The organism is candidate division WOR-3 bacterium (genome assembly GCA_039801245.1).
In the GTDB taxonomy this organism is placed as follows: Bacteria; Hydrothermota; Tepidihabitantia; order Tepidihabitantales; family Tepidihabitantaceae; genus JAOABP01.
Genome location: JBDRUF010000008.1, coordinates 23,668 through 44,697, shown reverse-complemented (window position 1 = coordinate 44,697; position 21,030 = coordinate 23,668). Strand labels below are relative to the sequence as shown.

Genomic DNA, 21,030 nt, shown 5'->3' with positions numbered 1-21,030 from the left:
ATCGGGATGGTACCCTCAAATGGCGTTACTTGATAGGAGGAGGTGTTGATTGGTCTGCAGCGATAGCAATGGATGGAATAATATTTATTGGCTCGGGTGATGGTTATCTAAATGCAGTTCAGGGTTCAGGAGTTCTTGCCAATAGCCCTTGGCCAAAGTTTAAGCACGACAACCAGAACACCGGGCGAGTTGGGGGTGGTGTGGGAGGGGGAAAAGGTCGTAAGTTTGAAGGAAAGGTTTCAACAAATAACTAAGAGGAGGCAAAATGAAGAGATTGTTACTGAGCGGGCTGATATTATTTATTTCACTGGCGTCAGCCTGGACACCGCCGGAGCGGGTTGACCGAAGACCAGAGGGCTACTGGGTTCAGATTCCGGATTTGGCAGTATCCAGAGATGGCATTCCGCATATCTCTTGGCGTGAGGGTCCGCCATTGCATTACAAGATAATGTACTCACGCCGGTCCGGTGACACCTGGATTATCCCGATGAATGTGTTTCGTGACCCTGGTGAATTATGGCGCACGAGAATTGTAGTTGACACTGCCGGAGTGCCTCTTGTGCTGCTGGGCACTCAGGATGTCCGTCCGCCCAAGATCAAATACTCTAGGCTTTTGGGCGATACCTGGTCAACGCCAAAACTTGCTTTTGACCGCAACAGCGTGCCGGATGATATTATCGTTGACAGCCTCAATCGCATCCATCTGCTGTTTGGTGAACTTGGCGGCTTAGAAAAGATGTGGTATTCCCGGTATGATAGCGAAGGCGACTCTTTTTGGACGCCGATTCTTGTTGCTCAGGACAGCGAGGACCTGGAGGGTGGTTCACTTGCGGCTGACCGTGATAATAACCTGCATGCGGTATGGATGAGTTTTGTTACCTACGGCATTGACTACTCATTTTATAATGGTGATTCCTGGACAAGGCATGTGCATCTTCCCGATTCCTATCCTCACCGTCAGTCATATTACGAGAAGGTAGCGGTTGATTCGCTTTCCGTTCCCCATATCGTCTGGGAGGAAGGTGGAGCCGGGATATTTTACACCACAAAGCGGGGTGATTCTGGATAGGTCCGGAACGGGTGAGTCCGCCTGGTGCTAATGCTTTTCTCCCGGAAATTTGCATTGATAATCGCAATCGTCCGAATGTGGTATGGACATCCTCAAATCCGGACTCCGGTGTATTTCATTCAGTCCGGATTGATACCGGCTGGTCAGCACCAGAGAAAATAACCTCCTACGAGTGTTGGTCAAGTCTTGTCAGCAGCGGAGAATGGCTGCACCTTGCTCTTTGGAGTTTGGATCCAATGCACATCTATTACACCAAAAGTCCCTCCGCTGGCGGTGTAAGTGAATCAGTTAGTCCAGCGGGTTGGTCAAGGATATGGATATCCAGTTTTTGCAGACAGGTTCCGGTACGATTTGCGTTGAATAGGGCTGGACCGGTTCAACTTGCTTTTGTCGATGCTGTTGGTCGGCGGCGATTTGGGCTTAACCTCGGAATTCTGCCGCCAAGAGAGCATATCGTAGATATAAACATTAGGGAGCTGCCGGTAGGGGTGTATATGATTATTATTAATGAAGCGGACTATCCGGTCGTTGGCAGATTAATAAAAATTAAATAATATCAGGAGGTAAAGATGAAACAGAGCTAAAGGCTGATAACAGCCTTGGTAGTGCTTGTTGCCTTTACAAGTGCTGCGGACCAAGGGGTCATCATTCAAGGTTGGACCCTTGGGGAGGCTTTTGGACTGGACTGGGGTGATGGTGACAGAATCAAGGATGAACTCTGGAACGACTGCTATCTGGTCTATGAGATGCTCCGTGCCAAGCCGGCGAGTAGAATGAAGGGAAGTAGTTGAGCCGGAAGGTGGTGCTGACAGAACAGAATAGGCTGAAGATAAAGGGGCGGCATTAACTGCCGCCCCTTATACTCTCTGTGCTCTTTACTTTTGTTCCTCTGCGGGTTCGGTGGTTTCGGTTTTGAAGTCATCCTCCTTCATCAGGATTTCTATCTTTGCCTTTTCCCGCAGGCGGGCGATTAACTGGTCGTAGAGTTCCTTTTCCTTTTCGCGGCGGAGTTTGTTTTCTATCTTACCTTTGACCTCGCTGAATGGACGGGTATAAGCCGGTTTCTTTTCCTCCATTTTGATGAAGGTGTAGGTGGTGTCGTTCAGTTTGATAACAGGAGAGAAAGCCCCTTTGCTCAGGCTATAGGCGGCGCTCACCACCTTTTGGTCCCGGGCTTTGTCATCACGGGTTAAGGAGATTTCGCCGCCTGACCATTTGCTGCCTGAAACCGAAAAGCGGCGGATGAGGTCGGTAAATTCAATCTTCTGGGCGGTGTCCTTGCGGGTTATTTTGACGATGAGGTAGCCGCTTGGGGTCTGGAATGGAGCGCTGACTTCGCCTGGGTTTAGTTTGAACAGGGATTTGACAAATGATGCCGGCAGGGGAGAGGCGAGTTTGACATAGGTGCCAAGATGGGAGGAGTCAATACTAGGGAGTGTGGATTCGGCAAGGAGTTTCTGAAGTTGCTCCTGGGTCTGGACCGTAATCAGTTCGGGCTGATAGAGCCGGTCTGCTGAGGAGAGGTCGGCAAAGGCAAAGGCGCAAAACTCAGAGGAGGTAAATGGTCCGGCGAGTTTGCAGGGCTGGGTGAGGTCAGGAATATCCTTCCCCGCAATGTTCTGCACCGGTGTGTTGGGAAGGCGGATGTTGGCTGGAGCAAGGGCACCAAGTGAGGCAAGGGAGTCGGTGTTGGTTGTCTCCTTTAATTTTTGGGCAAGTTCCTGCGCCTTGTTCGGGTCGGACACAAAGAGGGCGATGCCGTGAATCATCTGCGGAATTCTGCCCGCAAGCGCCCAGGTGCGGAGCTGTTCTGCCTTTGTCCTTGTTTTTGTTACCATCTCCCGGCAGCGGACCCGGGTTGGCTCCTTGAAGTCATTGATGGTCTTTTGGTATTCGGCATAAAGGGTGGCGGAGTCAAGTTGAACCTTTTCGGTTGTCTCTTTTTTGCGGTAGGCGTCAATCAGGATAGCGGTACGCCGGTTGAGGAGCTGGTCAATAACCCGGTTGCTGAGCCAGATTTTTTCCTTTTCACACTCCTTCAGGAGGAGTTTCTCAACTATCAACTGGTCAAGGATGCGTCGTTTGCCTTCAGGGGTCTCAAACTGCCCGCGGAAGAATGGCGGGATGGAGTTGAGGCGTTCTTCAAGTTGCTCGCTGGTAATGGGCACACCATTGACAACTGCGAGGGTATCTTTGTTCTGGTCAATTGCCAGGGTGTCCTGAATCACACTTGCCGCCTTTTTGAGACGGGCAATCTCCTTTTCATAAATCTGATTGCTCCTTTCCTGGCGCAGTTCCACCGCAATCTGGTTTTTTACTTGGTCAAAGGTTTTGACCTCCTTTGGTTTTTTCTCGGTAACACGGATGATATAAAAGGTGTCATTGATGGCGATGGGTATGCTGATTTCACCGGGTTTGAGTTTGAATGCGACCTGTTCAATTGGTTTGGGCTGAACGCCGCGGGCAAAAAGCCCCATATCACCGCTGCGTTCCTTGTCAGGCGCAATGGAGTAGGTTTTGACAATCGTGTCCCATTTGCCTGTATCTGCAAGTAGAACTGCACGGAGAGAGTCAGCCAGGGTTTTTGAGGCAACGACCAGTTGGAAGCCGTGGACCTTTTCCGGGGTGGTGTATTTGGCGATGTTTTTCTTATAGTTTGCCCGGAGTTCCTTTTCCGTAGGTTCGGCTTTATCAGTAACATACCGCTCATACCAGGTCTGAAACATCTGCCGGTTGCGGATGTCGTTAAGTGTTTTGGCAACCTGAGGTTCATTTGCCAGACCGGCAGCGTTTGCCGCCTCATAAAGTAGTCGGTTGTCAATCATCGTGTCCAAGAGTGTTAGTTTCTTTTCATAGGGTTCATAGGCAGCGGGATTGCGGCTGATGCGGTCATCCAGTTCAATGCGGGTGATGGGGTAGCCGTTGACATAGGCGACCCGCTCCTGATAATTTTTCTTAAAGCAGCGTTCAATCGCATCAAGGGCATCCTGGGCATAGGGTGATTTGAGATACCGGGTGGCAACCTGCTCGTAATTCTTCGCCGCCTCCATAAAATTTTCCTGAAGTTCTTGGGAGAGTGCCAGACGGTAGATAATTGCTGGAGCCTCAGGGTGTTTCGGATAGTTTATAAGCAAATTTTGGTAAATCGACTCGGCTCGGGGGTAATCCTTTGTTTTATCCAGGTAGTAATCCCCAAGTTCCAATTGCAGGGCAAACTGCTGTGCCGGGTTTAGCCTTTGATTGTTAAGGGCCAGGAGTAAGTCGAACGCCCGTGAATAGTTATGCTCAGCGTAGTAAAAATAGACGCTATCAAGTGCTGGCAGAGTCAGATTCAGACCCAGAGCCAGCGTGATGATACCTAATGTAGTAATCGTAAAGGTCATTTTCATTATGCCTCCTTTCAAATTTCCAACTTTTCCATAAGTTTCTCTTCAGCGGAGAACCTGCAGGACAATCATCATCACCGTGCCAGAAAACATCGGGATGACGACATTGTCATTAATCTCAAATGGCAGGGTCTCCACGACCGACGCAGCAACAGCACCAATAATACCAACAACCAGCGGCATGTCAATACCGGGTAGAATCGAGACAAAATAGGCAATTCCGAGGCAGGAGAGTAGCCCGGCAACTGTGCCTTCGAGGGTTTTGCGAAAGACTCTGATTTTTCCTAAGGAAAGTCCCACAATTGCTGCGACCGTATCACCAATGGCAAGGAATGAGATGGCGGCAATGAATACCCCTTTGTTGGCGCCAAAAAGGAGCATACACACTAATGATGCTACCATCAAGTAACTGCCGCCAGTAAGGGAGGTGAACTCCTTGCGGCGCAAGAGTGAACCGAAAAGGATAATAAAGATGTCCTTAAACGGGTTCAGTCTGAGTCTAAGCAGGTCAACGATGAGAAAGACGGCGGTAGCGATAGCCATCAGGGTCAGCGATAATGAACGGGAGGGGAGGCAGTAATAGACAAGAGGGATTAAAAGGGCGGTAAGATGAACCAGTTTTCTACCTAATTCTGGACCTAAAACTCAACACCTCCAGAGATTTGCTGGGGACTACCAAGTTCCCTTGCCTCAGGTGCAACACCGGTGGCATAGCCGTAATCAAGGTAAAAACGTTTAAACCTGAAACCGAGACCGAAACTGAAATTGTTGCGATAGGAGCCCAGTCGGGCATAAATTATCTCTCGGAATGAGTATTCACAGCCAAGGTTGGTAAAAAGGCTTTTTTCCTCCAATGCCGCCTCAGCCTCAATGGCGAGGCGTAGTTTATTCCTGCCGAAACGGAAAAGCCTGCCTGCACCCAATGCCGGGCGCGGAGTAATAAACTCCTTGGTGCCGGTATCCCAGAAAAGGGGCGAGGTGCTGAGGTTGCGGATGCGCAAGCCGATGTCAATATCGGATAAAGGGGTGAGGTTGATCCCGAAGTCAAACCCCATCCCAAAGCAGGAGGCGGTGCCACCAAGGTTTTGATAGATGATTTTGGCATTAGCACCAAGGGCAAGGGCAGGGGAGAGGATGCGGGCGAAATTGATGTAACCAACCAGTTGATTGGCATTCACAATTCTATCAACATAGGGACGGTTGTTTTCACCGGGCGGGCTGTCAGGGTTGGGCAAACGGGTGAGTTTGATCCCAGGAATGCCATTGTGCAAAAGGGCAAAGCCAAAGGTTTGATGTTTATCAGGAAAGGCAAGACCGATAAAGTTGTGCTTGACCAGGCCGGAAAAGTCTTCTGAGTGCATCAGTAGGACGCTCGGGCGCCTAAGGCGTGCAGAGAGCGCAGGGTTGTAATAGATGGCACTTGGGTCTGCGCTGGCTGCCACCACCGCACCGCCCATACCAATTGCCCTTGCCGAGGCACCCAGTTCCTCAAAGTCACCGGCATATTTGGTAGCGAGTGCGGTTGAAAAAAGGGCAAGGATGAGGAAAAATTTCTTTTGCTGGAAATTCATTGATATTCCTCCTAAAATTATCCGGGGAGTCGTGTTACCCGGGTTACAAGTTCCTTTTTTAAGGTATATCTTGGACGGGAATAGGTGGGACGGATGGTAACCTTGATTGAGTATTCACCCTGAGGCACAAGTTTACCTTGATTGTCCCTGCCATCCCACACAATCAAGACCTCACCCGGTCCCTGTTGATAGGGAGGGGTGAGGGTTCGAACTGGTTCATTCCGTTCATTTAGGATGTCAATCAGGATTTCTGCCCGCTGGGTTAAATAAATGGCGATGGTTGTCCCGGGCTGGATAGAGTCAAACTCTTTGGGAAAGCAGCCGATAAGAAAACCATCAAGCGCAATGAGATAATACTGACCGCCATCAGCCTCACTGACAAAAAGCTGACCGAACTTTCTCCCAATCGCAATCCCTCTTGGTGAGTTGAACACCGGCTGGTCGCTGCTACCCTTTGCCTCCCTGCCAAAGGAGATGATGTATTTCAGACCCGGGTCAAAGATATGGATTGTGCAGTTGAGTCGGTCGGTAACATAGAGGTTACCATAGCGGTCAAAGGCACAGTAGTTGAAATTAGCGGTATCAAGCCCGATGCGCCGGCAGTCAATTGAGCGCAAAATCTCGCCGGAAAGGCTTAACTGGTTGATCCGGGTTCCAGAGCGGTCAACAACCATCAACAGGTCAAGCCCAATGTCATTAAAGGGTGCCTCGTTGTCCAAAATCGCAACACCGGTTGGCTTTTCAAGCCCGGGTTGATAGACAGCAATCTTTGTGTTGTTCTGGTCATAAACCACAATTCGGTCATTATCGGTGTCGGTGACATAGACCCTGCCTTTGGAATCAAGCGCCACCCCATAGGGATGGTTGAGACTGGAGTCAACAACCCCAACCCATTTCAGTTCACCACCAGTATAGCGCAGGCGGACGAGTCGGTTGTTGTCGGTGTCGGCAACATAGACATCACCATTTTCGTTGCAGGCGATGCCATGGGGGCGGTTGAACTGACCTGTGCCTGCACCTTTTGAGCCAAATATGCCTGGTTTTGTCAGTTTGACATTATAGACTATCTGACCGGTGCCGGAGTTTACCGCAAATAGGGTTAAAAGCGCATCGTCGCGCCAGGTGGTGGTGTCCTCCTCCTCCTTCATCTTGGCGCAGCATAGCCCTTCAGGTTCATCAACCCTGAACCCTTCGCCCAAATACATATTCAGATAGAAACTGCTGATGCGGGTGAAGCCGAGGGTGTGAGAAAATGGTGGCGGAATCAGGGTCGTGGGTACATCAAGAGTCAATAGTGACGCTAAAATAATAGCCACTGAAGGTATAATATTTGTGAAGGGGCAAAAGTCAAGGAATCATATTGAGTGCAACAACTCCGTTGTTGCGACCGAAGACAGAAGACCGAAGCCGGTCCTTGGTCTCCTGTCTTTTGTTATTCTATTATCTCTGAGTTAAATACAGGCAGCGTTGAGTGAGAGAAGTGCCGGGTAGTTGGAGTTTGATGAAGTAGATGCCTTGAGCAAGACCTTCTGGTTGCCAGATGAGTTGGTGTGTGCCAGCAGGCTGGTTCTGGTCAAAGAGAGTGGCGACGGTTCTGCCGGTGATGTCAAAGGCAAGAATGCGGACAGGAGTGGCAGAGGGAAGTTGATAGCGGATGGTTGCGGTTTTGGTGAACGGGTTGGGTAAAACATCAAGCAAGAGATTTGGCAGAGGCTTGGTTACCTGTTCTTCCACACCCGTATAAACCAAGCCCAACGAGTCGGTCTTGATAAGATAGACATCAGGATTGTCCCGAGTATCTCCTTTCCATCCCGCAATGATGTAGCCACCATCAGCAGTTTGTTGAACTGACCAACCCTCATCCCCGGTTGCACCACCGTATGTCCTTGTCCAGAGCGTATCACCCAACGAGTCGGTCTTGATAAGATAGACATCACGCATTCCCGCGCCAAAGGATTCGGTAAATCCGGCGATGATATAGCCACCATCAGCAGTCTGCTGGACCGAGTAGCCAACATCCGTTTCCTCTCCCCCATAGGTCCTTGTCCAGATTGTGTCGCCGTTGGCGTCGGTCTTCACAAGAAAGACATCAACCCCTCCTGCGCCAAAGGAATTGGTATATCCGGCGATGATGTAGCCATCATCAGCAGTCTGTTGAACCGAGTAGCCAAATTCGTTCTCTGTTCCGCCGTATGTCCTTGTCCAGATTGTGTCGCCGTTGGCGTCGGTCTTGACAAGATAGAAATTATACCCTCCTGCGCCAAAGGACACGGTAAATCCGGCGATGATATAACCGCCATCAGCAGTCTGTTGAACCGACCAACCCTCATCAAAATTTGTCCCGCCATAGATTCTTGTCCAGATTGTGTCGCCGTTGGCGTCGGTCTTCACAAGATAGACATCATTAGAAGAATTACGCCTGAGGGCTGTGAACCCGGCGATGATGAAGCCGCCATCAAAGGTTTGTTGGACCGATGAGCCAATATTAAAAATTCCTCTGGAGAATCTTCTTGTCCAGATGGTGTCACCAAAAGAGTCGGTCTTGATAAGATATACATAAGTAGTATCGGCATTTACACCAAGGGGAATAGTAAATCCGACAACGATGTAACCGCCATCAACGGTCTGCTGCACCGAGAAACCCCTGTCCCAAAAGTTTCCTCCATAGGTCTTCTCCCATCGCTGCTGGGAAAATACAGGAGAGATAGAAACAAGGAGAATGAAAGGCAAGAAATGTCTCATTATGCCTCTTTATTTTATTAAGACCAGTTTTCTTGTCCCTGTCTCACCGCCCGATTTCAGGACAAAATAAAGGGAAACTGCTTTGATATCTATCCTCCTTTTTGCTCTTCTTTTCCTTAATTTAATTATACACCAGAATCCTGAAAAGTAAAAATGGGGTTTTGGATAGGTGGGTTTGTATACTTATAGGTATACAAGAAGATTTCGGGAAAAATCAGGTTAAGTTTGAAAGATAAATAACTTAGCCGAATTTATCAGTTTTTGAGATCCCACCCCGGGGATGACCCCATTGGTGGTTTTTGATTCTGTTATTCTTTCGGAGTTTTCTGCGGTTTTGTCCTTTTTTATCAGGCGGAGATTGGTTCCCGCTTTTGCGGGAATGATAAGGAGACCAAGGAGAAATGACCGAAAACCGAAGTCCTATTTCGTTTCTGGTCTTCTGTCGGAATGGCAGATGGGTAGGGGAACTTGACTGAGATGAAAGGTGGTTTAGAATAGCCCGATGATTAAGAGTGGTGATTTTGTGCTCCTGTACCATTCTGACAATATGAAGTTTCTGGTGATGGTGCAGGAAAAGGGGCTTTTCTCCACGCACCGGGGCAATCTTGATTTTGCCGAGATTAGAAATAAGGATTTTGGTGATTGGGTTGAGACCCAGTATGGGACAAGGTTTTATCTTTTGAAGCCGACCCTTGCTGACCTGGCTTTGAAGGTGAAGCGGACAACAACAGTTGTTTATCCAAAGGATACCGGTTATGCGCTCTTGCAGACACTAATTTTTCCCGGGGCAAGGGTTATTGAGGTTGGTTCTGGTTCTGGCGCGCTGACCGTGATTCTTGCCAATTTTGTCCGTCCTGATGGCAGGGTCTATTCTTATGAAAGGAGACCGGAGTTCAGCAGGAATGCGCAGGAGAATGTCAGGCGTTACGGGCTGGAGGGTTATTGCGAGTTTTTTGTCTCTGACCCTGCTGAGGAGGGGTTTTTACAGGAGGGGGTTGATGCGGTCTTTCTTGATTTGCCCGAACCCTGGACTCTGGTTGGTGCGGCAAAGAGGGCTTTGAAAGGAGGGTTTCCGCTTTGCGGTCTGGTGCCAACGGTTGAGCAGATGCGCAGGTTTGTTTCCGCGCTTGGTGGGGAGGGTTTTGTGCGGATAAGGGCAAAGGAGATTTTTGAGCGGGCATATTTTCTGCGGGAGACCGGAACAAGACCTGTTGACAGAATGGTTGCGCACACGGTTTATCTTGTTTTTGCGCACAAGGCAAATATGTAGTTCATAGTTTGTAGTTTATGGTTTTTAGTTTTAAAACCAGGAACCCAAAACCAAGGACCAAGAACTATTTTTGGATAGGATTATTTTTGGTATTGGTGACGCTTGGTTGTTCTGGCAGCGGGGAAAAGGGGAGAGGTAGAACCGGGATTGAAAAGAGCGGCTGTGTTTCCTTGGTGCCGAGCATCACAGAAATCATCTATGCGATTGGTGCAGACAGCCTTTTAAAGGGAAATACCGCTCAGTGTGACTATCCTTTGGCGGCGCAAAGGGTTTATAAGGTTGGTGATTTTCAGGCACCGGATTTGGAAAGAATTATGGCGCTAAAGCCCGGGGTTGTTTTTGCCACAAGACCGGTTCACAATCAACTGATTGCAAGGCTCAAGGAACTTAAAGTTAGAGTATATGTCTCTGAGCCTAAGGATATTGAAGGGGTTTTTGCCGAGATGGAATCGGTGGGAAGGATCCTCAGCCACGAGGAGCAGGCAAAAATGGTAATTGAGAGTCTTAAAACAAGGCTTGAATCATTGCCGGTCTTTTCTGATACACCCAGGGTCTATGTGGAGATTGCGATTCAACCTTTGATGAGTATTGGTAAAGGGGTTTTTATCAATGATATTATTTGCCGGGCAGGGGGGAGAAATATATTTGGGGATTTTCCCAATCCCTATCCGATTGTCAGCCCAGAGATGGTGGCAGCGAGAAACCCTGATGTGATTTTGATCTTGCATCCCGGGGTTAAGGCAGGTGAGGTAAAACAAAGGGTTGGCTGGGAAAATATTAGGGCGGTAAAAAATGGCAGGATTTATGCAGAACTGGATGAGGATCTGTTCTTCCGACCAGGACCAAGGGTTGTTGATGGGGTTTTGCTCCTTGCCCGATTGTTGCATCAATAATGGGATATAAAAGGCAAATTGGCTGGCTGGCTCTGGCGTTTGTCCTTCTTGCTGGTATTGTAATTGAGGTGTTTACCGGTCCAGGGGGCTTTTCTTTAAAGAACTTAAGCCCGATTCTCAATTTCCGGTTGCCAAGGATAGGCATCGGGGTTCTCGCTGGCGGGGTTTTGGCGGTTGTTGGTGGCTCTTTTCAGGGGCTTTTGCGTAACCCCTTAGTTGACCCTTGGACATTGGGTGTGGCAAGCGGTGCGGCGTTTGGGGCAACAATAGCAGTAATTTCTAATTCAGGTTCAAGCCTTTTTTTGCCGGTTGCGGCATTTTTAGGCGCGCTCTTGGCAATCGGTCTGGTCTATATTTTAGCGGGTAGTAAGTCAGGGGTTACGGTGACAAGGCTGGTTCTTGCCGGTGTGATTGTCAGTTTTTTCTTTTCCAGTCTGGTGATGCTTTTAATGGTTTTGGGCAGACATACATTGGGTGAGGCGGTTTATCTGATGATGGGGAATTTAGGTGTTGTTTTTACCCGCAGGTCAGGCTGGCTGTTTTTGGTCTGCGCGATTTTGGCATTGGCAGGGAGTTTCTGGCTTATCTTCCATTCGCGGGAGCTGGATGTCATTTCCCTGAATGAGGAGGTGGCGCTGAGCTTAGGTGTTGATGCCCAAAGGCTGACCAGGATGGTTTTTCTGGTTGGCTCGCTGGCAGTGGGAATGGTTGTTGCCTGGACCGGAGCGATAAGTTTTATCGGACTAATCGTCCCGCATTTGGTAAGGATGGTTTTCGGACCAAGGCACAGGGTTGTTTTGCCGGGTTCCTTTCTTTTAGGGGCGGGAATGTTGCTTTTGGCAGATGTGATAGTGCGCACCATTGCCCCTGCCGGTCTGCCATTATCGGTTATCACCGCGCTGGTTGGTGTCCCTTTTTTTATCTATCTTTTAAGGACAAAGGTGTGAAGGCAATTGAGATTGAGGAGATAAGATTCGGTTACCGGGATAGGGTTCTGTTTGACCGGTTTTCTTTGACCATTGAGCAGGGTGAGTTCTTTGGCGTCATCGGACCTAACGGTTCGGGGAAGTCAACCTTGTTAAGACTGATAGCCGGGATTTTAAAACCCCAGGGGGGCAGGATAAAACTGTTGGGAAAGGATTTGAATAGGCTTTCCAGGCGGCAGATTGCAAGGGTGTGCGCGCTTGTGCCCCAGGAGAGTTTTTTTGCCTTTGAGTGGACGGTTGAAGAGGTGGTGATGATGGGGCGCAACCCATTTTTAGGGACATTTGCCCAGCCCAAAGCATTGGATTGGGAAAGGGTTGAAGAGGTAATGGCTCAAACCGGTATTATCGGGTTAAGGGATAAAAGTATTAACTCCATTTCTGCTGGTGAAAAACAGCGGGTGATTGTTGCCCGGGCACTGGCACAGGAACCCGAGGTTATCTTGTTAGATGAGGCAACCTCGCATCTTGATTTGTTTCATCAACTGGCAATTATCCGAATTCTGCTGCAGCTTAAAAATCAGGGCAAAACGGTTGTGTTTGTCTCCCATGACTTGAACGAGGCAGCAAAATACTGTTCTAAGATTTTGCTTCTTGCTCAGGGCAGGATGTTGGCCTGCGACAAGCCGGAAGGTGTAATTACCGCGAATTTGATAAAAGAGGCTTATGGGGTTGAGCCGGTTATAACACCCCATCCTGTAAGCGGTCAGCCTCAGGTTTTTTTACCTGAGGTTTGAGTTTTCATTTAGTCGTATCGGTTTTGACCGTATCTGGATGAGTAAAAATCTGACGGGCAACTCTTGTAGCATAAGCTGGATTCTGCCACCACCTTATTTCCTGCTCAAGACTGTCAGCCTTTGCTTTTAGTTTTTGAATCTGCAGCTGATAGTTACGAGCGCGATAGAGTTTAATTAAGACGCTCACCAGACCATTGGGTCCGGGTAGGAACAGGAGTCCTAACGCCAGAACTACTGCAGTGAGTCGCAAAATTATTTTTGAGCGCCGGTTTATTCCCTGGTTATTAATCATCGCAAGAGTGTTTTCAGTCCAGCATAAGGCAGTTGGTCCTCTTCTTCGATTCTGATGAGCCGATTGTATTTGGCGGTTCTTTCACCCCGGCAGGGCGCGCCGGTTTTTATCTGACCGCAGTTTGCCGCCACTGCCAGGTCAGCGATGAAGTGGTCGTCGGTTTCACCGGAACGGTGGGAGACAATTGCGCGGTAGCCATTTTCCATTGCCACTTTCATACAGTCAATAGTTTCACTAACCGTCCCAATCTGGGTTGGTTTTACCAGCACCGCATTTGCCGCACCCTGCTGAATTCCTTTTTTCAAGCGTTCGATGTTGGTGACAAAGATGTCGTCGCCAATTAGTTGAACTCGGTTACCCAGCTTGCTGGTCAGTTCGTACCAGCCATTCCAGTCCTCCTCTGCCAAGCCATCCTCGATGGAGATGATGGGATATTTCTCAATCCAGCGGGTATAAAGTTCAATCAGTTCTTGGGCACTGACCGCCATCTTTTCCGGGTTGGTAAAGATATAGGCATTGTTTTGATAAAGGCTGCTGGCTGCGACATCAATGGCAAGGTAAATCTGCTCGCCCGGGTGATAGCCAGCCTTTTCAATCGCCTCAGTTATTACCTCAAGGGGTTTTTCGTTGTTCTCAAAGTCAGGGGCCATACCACCTTCGTCACCTACTGTGGTCGGCTTGTTTCTTTCTTCAAGGATAAGTTTTAAGGCGTGATAAATTTCTGCTGCCGCACGAATCGCCTCGTGAAAATTGGGCAGTCCGGCAGGCACAATCATATACTCTTGAATATCAAGGTTGTTTGGTGCGTGTAAACCGCCATTAATTATATTGAGAAAAGGGGTCGGGATCATCCTTGTGCCCGCACCTCCCAAAAGGCGGTAGATAGGGAGACCTGCACATACAGCGGCAGCGCGACAAACCGCAAGGGAAACACCTAAGATGGCGTTGGCACCTAATTTGGATTTGTTTTTAGTTCCGTCGAGCTCAATTAGAGCCTGATCAATCCGAAACTGGTCTGTAGCATCCATTCCTACAAGTCGGGGTGCGATAATCTCCTGAATATTGGCGATTGCCTTGAGCACACCTTTACCAAAGTAACGGCGAGGGTCTTTATCCCTTAATTCCAGTGCTTCAAAAGAGCCTACTGAGGCGCCGGATGGAACCGACGCCCTGCCCATTATTCCATTGGCAAGGATACAGTCCACCTCCAATGTCGGGTTGCCGCGGGAATCAAGGATTTCTCTTGCTACCAAGCGGGCGATTATCGGTCTTGCCACAGCTTACTCCTTTACCACTTTCTGATATTCTGCCCGACGTTCGGCATAGAGAGGGAAAGCCTCAACGAGCTCCTTGACCTCGGCTTTGATTTTATCCAGTTTCTCCTCATCCTCGCCGGCGGCGATTGTTCTGTCAATTAGCTCGGCAATCTTTTCCATCTCCGGTTCCTTCATTCCTCTGGTAGTCAACGCCGGGGTGCCAAGTCTCATTCCCGAGGCAATGAAAGGCTTTTCTGGATCAAATGGGATGGTGTTGCGGTTGACGGTAATTCCTACCTTTCCTAAAAGCCTTTCGGCATCTCTGCCTTTAATTCCCTTAGGTCTCAGGTCAACGAGCAAGAGATGATTGTCCGTTCCACCAGAGCAAAGGCGGAACCCCCGGCGTGCAAGGGCATCGGCAAGGGCCAATGAATTAGCAATGGTTTGACGCTGATACTCCTTGAACTCTGGGCTCAAAGCCTCCTTAAATGCCACCGCTTTGGCGGCTATGCAGTGTTCCAGTGGCCCCCCCTGGGTTCCCGGAAATACCACTTTGTCCAGTTCTTCAGCATATTTTGACTTACACATAATGATTGCTCCGCGGGGACCACGCAATGTCTTATGGGTAGTAGTGGTAACCACATCCGCATAGGGAACGGGCGAGGGGTGAAGTCCGGCAGCCACCAGTCCCGCAATATGGGCAATGTCAGCAAGCTGAGCTGCTCCTACCTCATCACAGATTTCCTGAAAACGGTCAAAATGAATGGTGCGCGGATAAGCAGAAGCGCCACTAACAATCACACGGGGTCGGTGCTCCAGAGCCAGTTTTCTGATAAGAGCGTAATCAAGCATCTCGGTATTAGGGTCTACGGTGTAATGAATAACCTTAAAATAACGACCGGAGAAGTTAATGGGATGACCGTGAGAAAGATGCCCCCCATGTGTCAGGGAGAGACCCATGATGGTATCACCGGGATTGGCAAGGGTGAGATAGGCGGCAATGTTTGCTTGGGTGCCAGAATGGGGCTGGACATTGACATGGTCACAACCGAAAAGTTGCTTTGCCCGCTCAATCGCCAGTTCCTCAGCGATGTCAACATAACGGCAACCACCATAATACCGCTTTTTCGGGTAGCCTTCGGCGTATTTATTGGTTAACACCGAGCCGAGTGCCGCCAGGACCGCCTCGGAGCAAAAATTTTCCGAGGCAATTAACTCCAGGTTGGAGTGCTGACGGTTGGTCTCGTGGACGATTGCGTCAAAAACCTCTGGGTCGGTTTCAAAGAGACATTTTGATGTCATCATTAGGCTCCTTTATCAAAAATTTTATAATAAATTAATATTGTTTACACCAAAGTCAAGGATTTTGCGTTATGCTTGAATGAGGAGATGAATTTGTTATATTTATTAATGTTTGATGAATTATTAAAAGTTGTGAAGACCTTGCGTCGGCGTTGCCCTTGGGACCGCAAACAAACAAAGGATTCTATACGTCCGTTGCTTTTAAACGAGGTTTTTGAGCTTGATGAAGCCTTGCGAAAAAGAAACAAGCAGGCAATCGCTGAGGAACTGGGGGATTATTTATTTCTCGGACTTTTTCTCGCTGAGGTTTTACGAGATGAGGGTATTAAACTTAAAGAGGTTCTGAAGATGACGATAGGGAAATTAAAAAAGCGACACCCCCATATTTATGGCGACATTAAGGTCAAATCTGCCGATGAGGTCTTGAGGAACTGGGAAAGAATAAAGGATGAAAATGGTCGAGGTTCGATTCTTGAAGGAATACCTTCAGCCCTTCCCGCATTACAACAGGCGCAACTGATACAGGAAAGATGTAGACGGGTAGGCTTTGACTGGAAAAATCCAGATGAAGTGCTATCGAAAGTAGAAGAAGAGATAAGGGAACTTAAGGTAGAAACAAAAAAAGCCCAAGGGAGAGGAAGGCGGAAGCAGATTGTAGAGGAGGTGGGCGATTTGCTATTTGCGGTTGTGAACCTTTGTCGGCATTTAAATGTTGATGCTGAAGGAGCGCTGAAGAATGCCAATCTTAAGTTTGGCAAGAGATTTCAGCAGGTTGAAAAGGAGTTTGATCGGCAAGGCAGAAAGATGGGAGAGGTGCCCATTGAAGAGATGGAGGTAGTTTGGCAAAGAATAAAGAAAAAGGGATGATTGACTTGACATGGGGAAGAAATCAGGTAACACTTTATACTAAAGGTTGTTACGCAAGTGATTAATTATAGGTCTGGGGCCGTGGCGCAGTTGGGAGCGCGTTTGACTGGCAGTCAAAAGGTCACGGGTTCGAATCCCGTCGGCTCCATATCTGAAATTGCGGATGTTGAAAATTAGAAGGAGTTTTAAAATGGTAAAAAAACTTTCGGTAATAATACCGACGGTGCTGGTCATCGTCCTCGCTGTTTGGATAATTTTTGGTGGTTGTGCACCAACTCAAACTGTAGCAAAATTCAGCGAAGAGCAGTTGCAGGCACGGCGTGATTCTGCACAAATGAGTTACAGCATTGGTGCCCAGTATTATGGGCAGGGTGATTATGATGCTGCTCTCGCTAATTTCAGGAAGGCACTTGACTACGATTCGAGTTATTACGACCCCTATATTGCTATTGGTAACATCTATCGCAAGCAGCGTGATGCCATTGAGGCGGAAAGATATTATCGGAAGGCTATAAGTCTTGAACCTAAAAAGTCAAAGGCTTATGAGGCGCTGGGTGATTTATATCTTGAAATGGGACGGGATGACGATGCTTTGAATGTTTATCAACAGGGTTTGGACCAAGATTCCACCCTCGCTGATTTATATAACGGCATTGCGGGGATTTATGTGCGCAAGGGGATGATGGCAAAGGCAGATTCAATCTATCAGATTGCCCTCCGGCGATTTCCCGATGACCTGACGGTGCAGCGGCTCTGGGGAGAATTTTTGTACAAGGTTGGGAGATACCGTGAGGCAGTTGATGTATTGAAACCACTTATTGCCCGTTTTTCGCAGGTGCCGGCACTCAGAGCCAAGCTCGCCGATGCCCTTATTGAGTTAAAGGAATACAAAGCCGCATTAGCACAGTTGGATACAGTGTTTATGGTTGACCCAAATAACTTTCAGGCAAAATTGCGCCAGGGGGTAATTCTTGCCCGCCAGGGGCAATATCGTTCGGCAATTGCTCGGTTTGATGAGGTTATTGCCCGGGATTCAACATTTGCCCTTGCCTATCTTTATAAAGGTGAGGCGCTGAGTGAACAAGGTAATTATTCCCAGTCGGATGCCAATCTCCGCAAGGCACTTGCCCTTGATCCGACGCTCCTTCAGGCTTATGTTGACCTCGGGGATAACCGACGCAAACAGGCAGATGGGGCACGTGGCAGTAATATTACCCAAACTCCTACAGGAAAACTTAAGACTGCTAAGACGCTTTATGAGGAGGCAAAGAGTTATTATCAGCGCGCGCTCAGTGACCCAGCGCTGGCAAGTTATGTACGAGCCCAACTGGAGTATGTTGATAAGAATATTTCCGCGATCGAAAAGGAGTTATTTGTCCGTTAGACCTAAATGATGTTCAACCGTCCAGTTTTGCTTTTGAACCAGAATTACGAACCTCTTTCATTGTGCCGGTTAAAGCGGGCGATAGTTTTGGTCCTTACTCGGAAGGCAGAGCCGATTGAAATTTCGGATTTAGTGATTCGTACAGTTAATATGAATTTCCCGATTCCCAGTGTGGTGCGTTTAAATTACTATGTGCGCGTCCATCGGCGAGAGGTACCACTGACTAAACGCAACATCTTGCGTCGGGACAATAATACCTGTCAGTACTGTGGTGCGCGGTATCCGATTATGACGACTGACCATGTGATACCAAAAGCACTGGGCGGAACTGACTCTTGGGAAAATATGGTGTGTGCCTGTCCGGAATGTAATGCCAAAAAGGGAAGCCGGACCCCTGCTCAGGCAAAAATGAGTTTGCGCCGTAAGCCCAAAGCACCCCATTATGTAACATTTGCCGTCAATACATTGGGTGAAATTCCGGAGGCTTGGCGTCAGTATCTTTTCATCAGTTAGCCGGGGGTCATTAATTTTAATTCTTCTGCTGATAAGTTTATGGTTTTGGCTCTGCGTCCATTTGGAGGCAGGTGAGAGTTATGAATTAGATAGGAAATGGCGGGTTTTATCACTTTCCTTAGAAGGAAAATTTTTACCCAAAGGGCTTTCTGTGGGCTTTAAGGTTGGTGATACGATAGACATTACTCAGCTCCGTCAGGGATGTGACAAACTCAGGGAGATATTATATACTAACGGTTTTTTCTGGGCTGAAGTCGAGGTGGAGACCACCATTGATTCCTTAGGTATGGTGGTAAAATACATAGTGAAGCCGAATCAGAAGGCTAAAATTGGTGGTTGGAAATTGATAGGCAATGACGGTCTGCTTGAGTCCCAGTTATTATCAGTTCTGCCTAAAAAGGGGAATGGGTTTAATTACGCAGTGTTGACTGAAGGGGTAAATAGACTTCTTAGTAAATATGCCGATTTTAGTTTTCCATTTGCTGAGGTTCGTTTCATTGGATTACGAGAAAGTGGAGGGCAGGTTTTTCCCTCTTTTAATATCTATGAGGGGCCAAAGGTTAAAATTGGTTTTATTACTTTTTCAGGGACAAAGGAAGAAAGTGAAAGGTATCGGTTACTGTTAACCCGTCAGAGTGGTTTCCGAGGAGCGGTTTACTACACACCGAGACAGGTGAAGCTGTGGCGGGAAAATCTGGAAAAAGGTGGGTGGATAAGTGTTGACAGCCACGAGATAGTAACGAGGGATTCTCAATATGGAGTTAGATTCTGGATTTCGGAAACTCAGTCGGGGGAAGTTTTTGGTGTTGTTGGTTATGCACCTGAAAGCCGGATGCTTTTTGGAGTGGTAAAGGTAGAGGTTTTTAATCTATTTAGTAGTGGTAGAAGGCTGAAAGGTGAGTGGTATTCCGCAAGTGAAGAGGTTGGTTATCACTTGGAATATACTGAACCATGGATACTCGGGACACCGCTCAGTCTAAGCGTAGCGATTAAGCACAATGTTTTTGATACCATATTTTCTCAGACGAGATTTTCTTTAATAGGGAAGTTAGTCAGGAATGGAGGGGGGGTAGTTATTGGGACAGGTTTTGACCGCACTCTTAGCCAAAATCCTAAGCAAAGATTATGGATCCGAGCCGGTTTTGTTTTTGATACCTATGACCAAGTGTTAAATCCGCGGAAAGGTATTAATCTTAGAGTAGAGACAGCCACCGGCACACAGAGCGGGCAAAATGGTGGTTCAGGAATGGTGGGTTGGGTGGAAGTCGATGGTGCGTGGGTGGTTTCTCTTACGAAGAAGCTCACCCTTATGAACAATTTATCCCTCCGTGGGATTTTTTCAGATGTTTTTTTGGACCAGTTAGACCTCTTCCGCGTGGGAGGAATGGAGAATGTCCGGGGTTATCGGGAAAATAGTTTTTCCGCAGACCAATTGGGGTGGTGGAATTGTGAACTGCGCTACCACTTCGCCCAAAATTCGCGCCTCCATATTTTCATTGATAACTGTATTTTTTCCCAATATGGGATTAAAGATAGGAACTGGATATCCGCCTACGGTGTCGGCGGTAGGTTTTTATCCAGATTGGGGATTGTTGGCATTGATTATGCGGTGCCTCTTAAGGAAAGTCCCTCACGGGGCAAGATTCACTTAAGCCTCCAAACTAAATTTTAGAATGGGTTGGTTGGAAGGGGCAATTCTTGGTATGGTTCAGGGAATAACCGAGATTCTTCCAATTTCCAGTGATGGGCATCTGGCGGTTTTGCAATACATTTGGCAACTTCCAGAATCCTCAAGATTAAACCTCACCGCCGCTTTACATTTAGGAACGGCACTGGCGATTTTATTATTTTTAATAGGACGATTAAAGAAAATCGGCAAGGGAATTTTTGCCCCTGACCCTTCAGCCCGTTCAAGAAACCTCCAGCTGGTTTTCTTTGTTATTTTAGCATCGATTCCTGCAGTTATCGCCGGCATATTACTTGAGAATAAAGTAGAAAGGGTTTTTGAAAACATTTATCTCGTCGGAACCTTTTTTCTTGTCAATGGCACCTTTGTTTTTCTTACCAGATTCCCCGGGAAACAAAAGGGGAAGATAGACCTTAAAACTGCTCTTCTGATTGGGCTGATACAGGTAGCGGCGATTATGCCAGCAATCTCTCGTTCGGGAATGACAATTGGTTTAGGGTTGATACTTGGATTAACAAGTGAGGAGGCGTTTGACTTCTCATTTCTTTTAGCTTTACCGATAACATTAGGAGCGGCGGTTTATGAATTAATCAAAGTGGATTTCTCCATTCTACCGTCCGGTCCGGTAATATTGGGTATTATTGTTGCTACCTGTACGGGATTTTTGATGATGATATTGTTAAAGAAGTTGGTATTGAGCCGGGGTTTTTACTGGTTCGGAGTGTATTGCTGGGTAGCAGGGCTGGCGGTTTTGATTTTTCTGCGCTAACGGAGGCGTTCCATTTCTGTGTTTAATACCTGAACCCGTCCATCCCTCTCCACTGCCGTGATAATTTTGCTGGTACTTTCCTCTAACATCCGCCAGTTGGTATTGATTAAGACAATAGCGATTTTGGACCGCTGCCACCGCTCTTGATGTTCAACTTCACACAGGGCGATGTTAAAGGAACGTCGCAGCCGTTGAGTTAAACTACCCATAATCCGTCGCTTGTCCTTAAGGGAGAGGCTGTCGCCTAAAAATAGGTCCATAACCAAAAGAGCTATATTCATCCTCAGTTAATGGTCCTGGGAGGGAAAT

The 21,030-nt window shown here is 47.9% G+C and carries 21 protein-coding genes and 1 tRNA gene; 13 read left to right on the top strand and 9 right to left on the bottom strand.

Features of this window, described 5'->3' with window-relative positions; translation table 11 throughout:
- The 3 genes from ABIK47_02260 to ABIK47_02250 all read left to right on the top strand — a co-directional run.
- Window positions 1–254, top strand: a 254-nt coding sequence (locus tag ABIK47_02260; protein MEO0019448.1) for a PQQ-binding-like beta-propeller repeat protein, incomplete at its 5' end; no start/stop codon positions are given.
- 11 nt (window positions 255–265) lie between these two features.
- Window positions 266–1,069, top strand: a complete 804-nt coding sequence (locus ABIK47_02255; protein ID MEO0019447.1) for a hypothetical protein — start codon at window positions 266–268, stop codon at window positions 1,067–1,069.
- 605 nt (window positions 1,070–1,674) lie between these two features.
- A complete protein-coding gene (locus tag ABIK47_02250; protein ID MEO0019446.1) occupies window positions 1,675–1,860 on the top strand; it encodes a hypothetical protein in 186 nt (61 codons plus the stop codon).
- A gap of 84 nt (window positions 1,861–1,944) precedes the next feature.
- On the opposite strand, the gene ABIK47_02245 is transcribed toward ABIK47_02250, so the two are convergent.
- The 5 genes from ABIK47_02245 to ABIK47_02225 all read right to left on the bottom strand — a co-directional run bounded on the left by ABIK47_02245 (window position 1,945) and on the right by ABIK47_02225 (window position 8,768).
- Window positions 1,945–4,458, bottom strand: coding sequence for a peptidyl-prolyl cis-trans isomerase (locus tag ABIK47_02245; GenBank protein ID MEO0019445.1), 2,514 nt, complete (start codon window positions 4,456–4,458; stop codon window positions 1,945–1,947).
- A gap of 42 nt (window positions 4,459–4,500) precedes the next feature.
- Entirely contained in the window at window positions 4,501–4,998 is a 498-nt protein-coding gene (locus ABIK47_02240) for a hypothetical protein (protein ID MEO0019444.1), read from the bottom strand.
- A 95-nt stretch (window positions 4,999–5,093) separates the two neighbouring features.
- Complete coding sequence (locus ABIK47_02235) at window positions 5,094–6,026, bottom strand: hypothetical protein (GenBank protein MEO0019443.1); 933 nt, start codon at window positions 6,024–6,026, stop codon at window positions 5,094–5,096.
- Window positions 6,027–6,043: 17 nt separating this feature from the next.
- Complete coding sequence (locus ABIK47_02230; GenBank protein MEO0019442.1) at window positions 6,044–7,342, bottom strand: FlgD immunoglobulin-like domain containing protein; 1,299 nt, start codon at window positions 7,340–7,342, stop codon at window positions 6,044–6,046.
- 124 nt (window positions 7,343–7,466) lie between these two features.
- Complete coding sequence (locus ABIK47_02225; GenBank protein MEO0019441.1) at window positions 7,467–8,768, bottom strand: T9SS type A sorting domain-containing protein; 1,302 nt, start codon at window positions 8,766–8,768, stop codon at window positions 7,467–7,469.
- Window positions 8,769–9,270: 502 nt separating this feature from the next.
- Here ABIK47_02225 and ABIK47_02220 point away from each other — a divergent pair.
- The 4 genes from ABIK47_02220 (at window position 9,271) to ABIK47_02205 (ending at window position 12,651) form a co-directional block, all read left to right on the top strand.
- Window positions 9,271–10,038 carry a tRNA (adenine-N1)-methyltransferase gene (locus ABIK47_02220; protein ID MEO0019440.1) on the top strand — a complete coding sequence of 256 codons (768 nt, stop codon included), beginning with the start codon at window positions 9,271–9,273 and terminating at the stop codon, window positions 10,036–10,038.
- Window positions 10,039–10,133: 95 nt separating this feature from the next.
- On the top strand, window positions 10,134–10,931 hold the full coding sequence (locus ABIK47_02215; protein MEO0019439.1) for a cobalamin-binding protein: 798 nt from the start codon (window positions 10,134–10,136) through the stop codon (window positions 10,929–10,931).
- Window positions 10,931–11,878: an iron ABC transporter permease gene (locus ABIK47_02210; GenBank protein ID MEO0019438.1), complete on the top strand. Its 948-nt coding sequence runs from the start codon at window positions 10,931–10,933 to the stop codon at window positions 11,876–11,878. Before ABIK47_02215 ends, ABIK47_02210 begins: the two co-directional genes overlap by 1 nt.
- Window positions 11,875–12,651, top strand: coding sequence for an ABC transporter ATP-binding protein (locus tag ABIK47_02205; GenBank protein MEO0019437.1), 777 nt, complete (start codon window positions 11,875–11,877; stop codon window positions 12,649–12,651). The genes ABIK47_02210 and ABIK47_02205 overlap by 4 nt, the downstream gene beginning before the upstream one ends.
- Before the next feature lie 4 nt (window positions 12,652–12,655).
- Here ABIK47_02205 and ABIK47_02200 read toward each other — a convergent pair whose 3' ends face one another.
- From ABIK47_02200 to glyA, 3 genes are read right to left on the bottom strand one after another with little or no spacing between them, the layout of a single operon-like run.
- Window positions 12,656–12,943: a hypothetical protein gene (locus ABIK47_02200; GenBank protein MEO0019436.1), complete on the bottom strand. Its 288-nt coding sequence runs from the start codon at window positions 12,941–12,943 to the stop codon at window positions 12,656–12,658.
- Window positions 12,940–14,220 (bottom strand): phosphopyruvate hydratase, encoded by a 1,281-nt coding sequence (eno, locus tag ABIK47_02195; protein ID MEO0019435.1) that lies wholly within the window; start codon window positions 14,218–14,220, stop codon window positions 12,940–12,942. Before eno ends, ABIK47_02200 begins: the two co-directional genes overlap by 4 nt.
- Before the next feature lie 3 nt (window positions 14,221–14,223).
- Window positions 14,224–15,504: a serine hydroxymethyltransferase gene (gene glyA / locus ABIK47_02190; GenBank protein ID MEO0019434.1), complete on the bottom strand. Its 1,281-nt coding sequence runs from the start codon at window positions 15,502–15,504 to the stop codon at window positions 14,224–14,226.
- A 105-nt stretch (window positions 15,505–15,609) separates the two neighbouring features.
- On the opposite strand from glyA, the gene mazG reads away from it, so the two are divergent.
- The 6 genes from mazG (at window position 15,610) to ABIK47_02160 (ending at window position 20,721) form a co-directional block, all read left to right on the top strand.
- Entirely contained in the window at window positions 15,610–16,368 is a 759-nt protein-coding gene (mazG, locus tag ABIK47_02185) for a nucleoside triphosphate pyrophosphohydrolase (GenBank protein ID MEO0019433.1), read from the top strand.
- 75 nt (window positions 16,369–16,443) lie between these two features.
- Window positions 16,444–16,516 (top strand) — tRNA-Ala (locus tag ABIK47_02180).
- A 42-nt stretch (window positions 16,517–16,558) separates the two neighbouring features.
- A complete protein-coding gene (locus ABIK47_02175) occupies window positions 16,559–17,752 on the top strand; it encodes a tetratricopeptide repeat protein (protein ID MEO0019432.1) in 1,194 nt (397 codons plus the stop codon).
- A gap of 6 nt (window positions 17,753–17,758) precedes the next feature.
- Window positions 17,759–18,265 (top strand): HNH endonuclease, encoded by a 507-nt coding sequence (locus ABIK47_02170; GenBank protein ID MEO0019431.1) that lies wholly within the window; start codon window positions 17,759–17,761, stop codon window positions 18,263–18,265.
- 61 nt (window positions 18,266–18,326) lie between these two features.
- Window positions 18,327–19,937, top strand: coding sequence for a BamA/TamA family outer membrane protein (locus tag ABIK47_02165; GenBank protein MEO0019430.1), 1,611 nt, complete (start codon window positions 18,327–18,329; stop codon window positions 19,935–19,937).
- Window position 19,938: 1 nt separating this feature from the next.
- Window positions 19,939–20,721 carry an undecaprenyl-diphosphate phosphatase gene (locus tag ABIK47_02160; protein ID MEO0019429.1) on the top strand — a complete coding sequence of 261 codons (783 nt, stop codon included), beginning with the start codon at window positions 19,939–19,941 and terminating at the stop codon, window positions 20,719–20,721.
- On the opposite strand, the gene ABIK47_02155 is transcribed toward ABIK47_02160, so the two are convergent.
- The gene (locus ABIK47_02155) at window positions 20,718–21,002 is read right to left on the bottom strand and encodes a DUF503 domain-containing protein (protein MEO0019428.1); all 285 of its coding nucleotides are present in this window, start codon (window positions 21,000–21,002) and stop codon (window positions 20,718–20,720) included. The genes ABIK47_02160 and ABIK47_02155 overlap by 4 nt on opposite strands.
- Between the last annotated feature and the right edge of the window lie 28 nt (window positions 21,003–21,030).